We start from the raw sequence: 6,324 nt of genomic DNA on the forward strand, positions 1-6,324 counted from the left end.
GATCTAGACTGGCAGCGCCCCATGTTCCTGCTGACCTGCTTTTTAAACGCAATGCACTTCGGGAATCTCACTGGAATCCTTTAGCTCAAGCCTGTGCTGAGGGGATGGCGCTACCATTTTGGTTGAATGATAACCCTGTAATCACCACCTCACAAATCAAGGGTGATTTACAAGATATACAAGCTCGTTGTGGGTCAGTCAGTTTGGTGATTGTGGACTATGTGCAGTTGATTGAACCAATGCGCCGTGAACGTGGGGAAAATCGTGTACAAGAAATCGACTCCATCTTAAAACAACTCAGGGCGATCGCTAAACAATTCAATTGTGCTGTCTTGGGTTTAGCACAGTTAAAAAGAGAAGTTGATTCACGTTCCGAAAAGCGTCCAACCAAAGCAGATTTTCGGGAATCTGGAGGATTTGAACAGGAGGCTGCTGTGATGTTGGGTTTGTACCGGGAAGATTACTACGACAAACAAACTACCCAAAAAGGCATTTTTGAAGTTTCAGTTTTGAAAAGTCGGTTTAGTAGTGAGACGACTGTTAATCTCTTGTTTGATGAGCGATTTGGACAGTTTAAAAACTTAGCTAAGTCGAGTATTTGAGCTATAAAATGCTCGTTATCAAGCATTTAATCACAGCTTTCTTAGAGAAAAAGGACGAGATAAATTGAGTTACGATAACACAGCCAAGTATTTAGCTGTATATCCTGATGAGTTTGCTAAATGGTTACTAACCTCGGAGCCACAAGAAGTTACAGTGTTAAAAACTGAACTGTTTCTTGAACCAATTCGTGCTGATTTTGTAACATTCCTCCAGACAACTAATCGGATTTTACACATTGAGTTCCAGACTCTAGCTACATCTAATCCACCAATACCTTTACGGATATTAGATTATTATGTGAGGTTGACACGACAGTATCGTAAACCAGTTACACAGGTAGTAATTTTCTTGCAGCAGACTAGCGATGAACTTGCGTTCACTGAAGAATATACTGGTGAACAAACAACTCATCGCTATCGGGTAATTCGTTTGTGGGAGCAAGATTCAGCACTCTTTCTCAATAATCCGGCGCTGCTACCCCTTGCACCACTAACTCGAACTGATTCACCTGCCGCTTTATTATCCCAGGTTGCTCAAAATGTCGCTAAAATCTCAAATAGAGATGAAAGACAAAATATTGCTGGGTGTACAGAGATATTTGCAGGTTTAAGGTTTGAAAAAGACTTGATTCGTCAATTTTTACGGGAGGATATTATGCAGGAATCTGTTATCTATCAGGATATTTTACAGAAAGGTAATAAACAAGGTGAAGAACGTTTGATTCTTCGCCAATTAAATAGACGTTTTGGTGAGATTGATTCATCAAATATTGAAAGAGTTAGAGTCTTGTCTGTTGAACAATTGGAAACTCTAGGAGAAGCATTATTAGATTTTTCCTCAGTTGACGATTTAATAGTTTGGCTAGACCAACAATCAAATAATTACTAATTCGTAGCTCATAATTCATAGTTAAGAATCACGAACTATGAATTATGAATTATGAATTAGATTTATAGTCTCTGCTCTATACCAATATTGACTAACTCTAATCTGAGAGAGATTACACCAATTCCTTACATTGGGCGGTTGGGAATTTTTGAAGTACCTGATGAATTGGTCAGGAGTGCGATCGCCTTATGAAATCAGTCCTCTCACTTTTCTCCGGCATCAGCGGACTCTGCCACCACGGAATATCAGCCGCAGGTCTATCTCACAAATTCCGAGTCCAGCAATTTGTCGAAATCTCCCCTTATTCTCAATCACAATTGCGCCATGAACAACCAGGAATTCCAATCTACGCAGATATTACCAACTACCAGTGCCAAGAATCAATTCGCAATTCGCAAGTTTATTGATATTTGTTGTAGTAAAACAAAAGTTATTTGATTTTAATAACAGCATTTATTTAGCTACAAAACATACTAATTTTACACTGTTTAACTTCAAAGCAGACGACAAGTGTATAAATTCTTCATGCATAGATGAGGGGGAGAAAAGGGGTTGCCCTCGGCAACCCCTTTTCTCCCCCCTTAAAATGATTATCATTCTTGAGAAAACCTCTCTCTTGTTTTTCTTGGAATAATTTATTCTTTGGAAGTCCCTAAGCACTGCGACCCAGACCAAATTGATCCACTCTTGCTGCGGCTTGTGCCAATGTCGTTTTATCGAATGCCAGTTGATAGTCCTGGGTCAGCTTGTCTGTATTTCATCATAGACTCGGCGGCTTCTCTTGTGCTGTATGTGGGCGAAACGTGCCGCAGTAACAAGCGATGGCAGGGTATACACGCCTGCAAAGATTACATTGCCAGCTACCAGGATTTACATTATCGCTATGAGTTACAAACAGCAGTCAACAGCGCATTTTGGTGGGATGCTCCGGTTGCTCGACGCGCACGGCAAGAGTTGGAGTTGAACCTTATTTTGAAGTGGCGCAGTCCATTTAATAAGGAGAACTGGGAACGGTGGGGCCAGCCTTTTGGGTAGGGTGGCTTACTTATGCTTTATGGCGCTACTTTTTCTTTAATATGATGTTGTCAAAAACTCAACTACCCTTCCCCCTGATTTCGCTTACGCTCAATTCTGGTCAGAGGGCGTTTCGTTTTTGACCCGCAATTCATGAGGCAGTGCGTTGGGCGGCTCTGCCGACTTGAAGTAACTGCCGTCTCGCCGCTAAGGAAAGCGACTGTGACGGGAGTCTTCTTGCGGAGATTAGATAAATTCGTAAACTCTCAAAATTAGAGATTACGAATTGAGAGTTTATCTCCTCAAAATATTAATAGCTGCACCTGCTGCTGCGCCATCTAATAAATCGCCAGCCACATCTTCGCGCCCGCCAAGAATAGCGCGAACCCCGGCGCTAGTTCCTGCACCGACTGCGGCATCTCTACCCAAGTTACGTTTTTTCTTACGTCCAACCAAATTGACGGCAGCACCAGCCGCACCACACTTAGCAGCATTGCGTAAAACATTACCACGTCTTCTAGCAGCTCCAGTTACTACACAAGTACCAGCACCAAGGGCTGCATCTCCTAAAATTCGGTCGTTAGCTGCTGCTGGTTGAAGAGGGACTAAGGAGATTGCAGTTAAACTGGCAGCCATGAAACTGGGTAGAAATGCGCGTTTGAGAATTCGATTCATAGTAGATACCTTCTTAAAAAATCAAACGACTGTTCAAAAGACTAATTACAAATTCAATTTGTTGCAGTCACAGATGCGCTCCTGACTAGTTTAGACTAGGAACTAGGGAGTCAGGAGCGCGAAACCCAAAGCCTTATAGTAATTGAGATAGGAAAAAATGTACTCAATCGTAAGGCAGACAATAAGTGTTACAGAAAAAATATCACATTGACCGAGAGTTCAATATTATTATCTTGCTCCTGGGTGGTGAAATGGATAGACAATTAAAAATGTTAGAGAAAGTTTAATTAAGCACGCTTGGGCTTTCCCAACAACTCTAAAAACCTCTGCACCAATTCCTCCAGTTCACTAAAATACACCTGTGAAATGCGTAGACGCTTTACGGCTTGCCGTCAGGCATCACAATCTGCTGCATCTGCTGACATTCATCAGGCAGATAATTGAAATGCTTGGTTGGGCTGGTTTGGGTTTTAGGAAATTCATCAGTTGATTGTGAACCACCAAATCGAAAATTTGGCAAAAGCTTGCATTCCAATCTGGCTAATCTTTTTCCCTCTATTGGTTGCTAGAAGAACTTGAACTAGAGGCTGCCGAAGTGCTGATCGCAGCGATCATTGCCGCCTGAGCAGTGGCGATGATTTCTGAGACAGCCTTACTCACTAATTCACCATTCGCGATCGCTTGAATCCGCGATCGCACCTCTGGCAATTCTTCAGATGTAAAGACGGTATTGCTGAGATGACAGGTTTTCATCAAGCTGATTAGCACAGCCGTGCGGGAATCCAGTCGGATATTTTCTAAAACAGCTGCACGCACTTGATTAACAATCGCACGTTGGATTGATTCATCGGTTAGAAAGTACCGCTGAACAGGAAAAAACCAAAGTACGGTATGTTCTTGTTTCACCAAAACACCTAGATCAACTAAGTTCTGCAACACCACCTTTGGAAATCTTGAATATTTTCGGCTCCAATGGCTAATCCAGAACTTCACGGTTCGACTCCGAGGAGCCGCCACAACTTCATTAAGACATTGATCCAAAAATTCATCACCTGTTGTACTAGCATTCGCTACCATCAGATGATTGTTATCTATCGTGAGTTTGCCTTGCAGTACTAAATCCAATAGCACTGTACCCATCAAACTGTAGCGTAGAGCAGATGATGCAGCAAAGTGAATTTTTCCAGTTTGAGGATTGAGTGCAAGGAGCATTAAATCTTGTGCAAGATATTGCATGATTAATCTCTACTCTATCTATATTTCAAAATGGCTTTGTTCAGCAGAATTAGTAGAATCAAGTAGTCGTTTACCAATATGGCATAAGGATTTAAACAGTTATCTCGTCCAAAAGTTGGAAATCAATGCTTAATCCTCATCACTGAAAACCTTTAGTAGCTCAAATCTCCAAGTTGGTGCTACAAACTTTACTTACTGTTGAAAATTGACATTAGACAAAAATCTCCGTCTAATTTTTGTAACCTCTGACTAACGGTGTCACCTTTGGTTGATTGGGATTAGTTAGGTTTAATCGATAAGCAGTTTTTAAGATATCTTCCATTTTCTCACCTTTGACTGTAATTATATAATTTGCTGGTCGAGAAGGGTCTTTCTCAAATTTCTCAATTACCTTGTCTTAAATAATTGACACGTCTTTTAACCTCTGTGGTAGTCGAGCATTAGGTTCCCAAAGACAAAAAACACCTGTAGAGTTGGGAAATTTTAGCAATTGTAGAGCGTAGTTTTGATTATTAAATTGAAAGGAAGATGTCATCAATATTCTAGCTTGATTCTGTGGCGGTATTTGTTGAAATACTTCTTGTGTTCTCTCATGAGGGTGGCAGTTTCTATCGATAATTGGTTCTCCAGCAAGCGCAGATTTTGATAATGTTGATACACCTATACCGTAAAAACTTAAGCTTGTTAAAGCCAAAGCAATAACTTTAGAGAAATCAAGCATAGTTTAAATTCTCAGTTTTGGTATCGAACGACTGAGTAAAAATTTAGATTGTTCCTTCGACTTCACACTCGACCTTTACCATAACCAAGGTGTTGACCCGAAAACGATAGCCGTTCGCGTCAGCGTATCCTTTGGAGAAGGCTTAAGCGGGAGCTTATCGCAATTTCGTTTAGGCAGTTAGCCGAGAATCACCCAGAAGCAGATTTGCGAATCGTGGGCATGGAAATACGCGGTTAAAACAAGTTTCTGTTTCGTGCTAAAACTGCTGTTGAAGCTGACAAGCCGGAACTAAGTGCAGAATATTTTGAAATTTGTAATCAACTTAAAGCATTAGCAAAATAGGATTAATTTTAGAGAAAGATAGCCGAATTCCTAGTTTAGAGACTATGGTGGTTACGGCACTGCAAAGCCCTAAATTTTACGCCGAAACTTATAGTAATCAGGGAAATACTATGTCACAAAGTCCTAACAAACAATCCAACTTTGACCTCAAAGGCGCTCAATTTGCAGGTGGTCTAGTCAACGCAGACACAGTAACCGCACAACAAATCGGCGGCAATATCACTAACTACGACCCACAGCAAAAGCAGAATCTCGCAGAAGCCGCAGCAGAAATTCAGCAGCTTCTCAACCAATTGGGACAGAGTTATCCTACTAGCACTCCACTAGAAAAACAGATAGCAGTCACAGAAGCACTTAAGCAAATCAATGGTGATTCTACTTTGAAAGCACGGGTACTTGGGGCGCTGAAAGCTGGCGAGACAGAGGAATTAAAAGAATTAGTAGATCATCCTCTTGTCAATATACTTTTGGCAACTTTAGAAGGTTGGCAGGATGCTGAATAGTTCAGTCGCTACAGATGAAGCAGAGGGATTAGCTGGTGATGTCAAATGAGGAGCATCTGGCGATACTGAAGCAGGGAGTGGAGGCTTGGAATGAGTGGAGAGAAAAGAATTTTACTGAGAAAATCGGCGTTGCATAATGGAGGGATGAATTGAGGTCTTCTACTGTGCATTGTCCATACTGCAAGTCTACGAGGATTAGAAAAAATGGTAAACGCCGAGGTAAACAAAATCACTTTTGCGTCACCTGCGATCGCCAATTTATAGATATCTATAGTCCCCCAAAAGGATACTCAAATGAGATCAAAAACGAATGTTTAAAAGCATACGTTAACGGTGCAGGAT

At 41.3% G+C, this 6,324-nt stretch carries 9 protein-coding genes and 1 pseudogene; 6 read left to right on the forward strand and 4 right to left on the reverse strand.

Annotation, left to right across the window (positions count from 1 at the left end; genetic code table 11):
* From H6G96_RS39805 to H6G96_RS39820, 4 genes are all read left to right on the forward strand, one after another.
* The coding region (locus tag H6G96_RS39805) for a DnaB helicase C-terminal domain-containing protein (RefSeq protein ID WP_242063653.1) at nt 1–602 on the forward strand (602 nt) is incomplete at its 5' end.
* 64 nt (nt 603–666) lie between these two features.
* Complete coding sequence (locus H6G96_RS39810) at nt 667–1,491, forward strand: DUF4351 domain-containing protein (RefSeq protein WP_190920058.1); 825 nt, start codon at nt 667–669, stop codon at nt 1,489–1,491.
* Nucleotides 1,492–1,679: 188 nt separating this feature from the next.
* Nucleotides 1,680–1,898, forward strand: coding sequence for a hypothetical protein (locus tag H6G96_RS39815; protein WP_242063654.1), 219 nt, complete (start codon nt 1,680–1,682; stop codon nt 1,896–1,898).
* A gap of 235 nt (nt 1,899–2,133) precedes the next feature.
* Complete coding sequence (locus H6G96_RS39820; RefSeq protein WP_242063655.1) at nt 2,134–2,526, forward strand: GIY-YIG nuclease family protein; 393 nt, start codon at nt 2,134–2,136, stop codon at nt 2,524–2,526.
* A gap of 273 nt (nt 2,527–2,799) precedes the next feature.
* Here the strand turns inward: H6G96_RS39820 and H6G96_RS39825 are convergent, their stop codons facing one another.
* The 4 genes from H6G96_RS39825 to H6G96_RS39840 form a co-directional block, all read right to left on the reverse strand.
* Nucleotides 2,800–3,180, reverse strand: coding sequence for a hypothetical protein (locus H6G96_RS39825; RefSeq protein ID WP_104899735.1), 381 nt, complete (start codon nt 3,178–3,180; stop codon nt 2,800–2,802).
* Between the two features lie 379 nt (nt 3,181–3,559).
* Entirely contained in the window at nt 3,560–3,700 is a 141-nt protein-coding gene (locus H6G96_RS39830; protein WP_181154444.1) for a hypothetical protein, read from the reverse strand.
* Nucleotides 3,701–3,735: 35 nt separating this feature from the next.
* Complete coding sequence (locus H6G96_RS39835; RefSeq protein ID WP_190920060.1) at nt 3,736–4,416, reverse strand: GPP34 family phosphoprotein; 681 nt, start codon at nt 4,414–4,416, stop codon at nt 3,736–3,738.
* 397 nt (nt 4,417–4,813) lie between these two features.
* Nucleotides 4,814–5,137 (reverse strand): hypothetical protein, encoded by a 324-nt coding sequence (locus tag H6G96_RS39840; RefSeq protein WP_190920062.1) that lies wholly within the window; start codon nt 5,135–5,137, stop codon nt 4,814–4,816.
* A gap of 452 nt (nt 5,138–5,589) precedes the next feature.
* Here H6G96_RS39840 and H6G96_RS39845 point away from each other — a divergent pair, with 452 nt between their 5' ends.
* Nucleotides 5,590–5,982 (forward strand): hypothetical protein, encoded by a 393-nt coding sequence (locus H6G96_RS39845; RefSeq protein WP_190920064.1) that lies wholly within the window; start codon nt 5,590–5,592, stop codon nt 5,980–5,982.
* Nucleotides 5,983–6,146: 164 nt separating this feature from the next.
* A pseudogene (locus tag H6G96_RS39850) lies at nt 6,147–6,324 on the forward strand (IS1 family transposase); the annotation flags it as partial.

Source organism: Nostoc sp. FACHB-892 (genome assembly GCF_014698795.1).
Classification (GTDB): Bacteria; Cyanobacteriota; Cyanobacteriia; order Cyanobacteriales; family Nostocaceae; genus Nostoc.

Excerpts from the sequence above, each read along its gene's own strand:
- H6G96_RS39815 (WP_242063654.1), top strand. The coding sequence starts at position 1,680 with ATGAAATCAGTCCTCTCACTTTTCTCCGGCATCAGCGGACTCTGCCAC.
- H6G96_RS39825 (WP_104899735.1), bottom strand. The coding sequence starts at position 3,180 with ATGAATCGAATTCTCAAACGCGCATTTCTACCCAGTTTCATGGCTGCC.
- H6G96_RS39835 (WP_190920060.1), bottom strand. The coding sequence starts at position 4,416 with ATGCAATATCTTGCACAAGATTTAATGCTCCTTGCACTCAATCCTCAA.
- H6G96_RS39840 (WP_190920062.1), bottom strand. The coding sequence starts at position 5,137 with ATGCTTGATTTCTCTAAAGTTATTGCTTTGGCTTTAACAAGCTTAAGT.
- H6G96_RS39845 (WP_190920064.1), top strand. The coding sequence starts at position 5,590 with ATGTCACAAAGTCCTAACAAACAATCCAACTTTGACCTCAAAGGCGCT.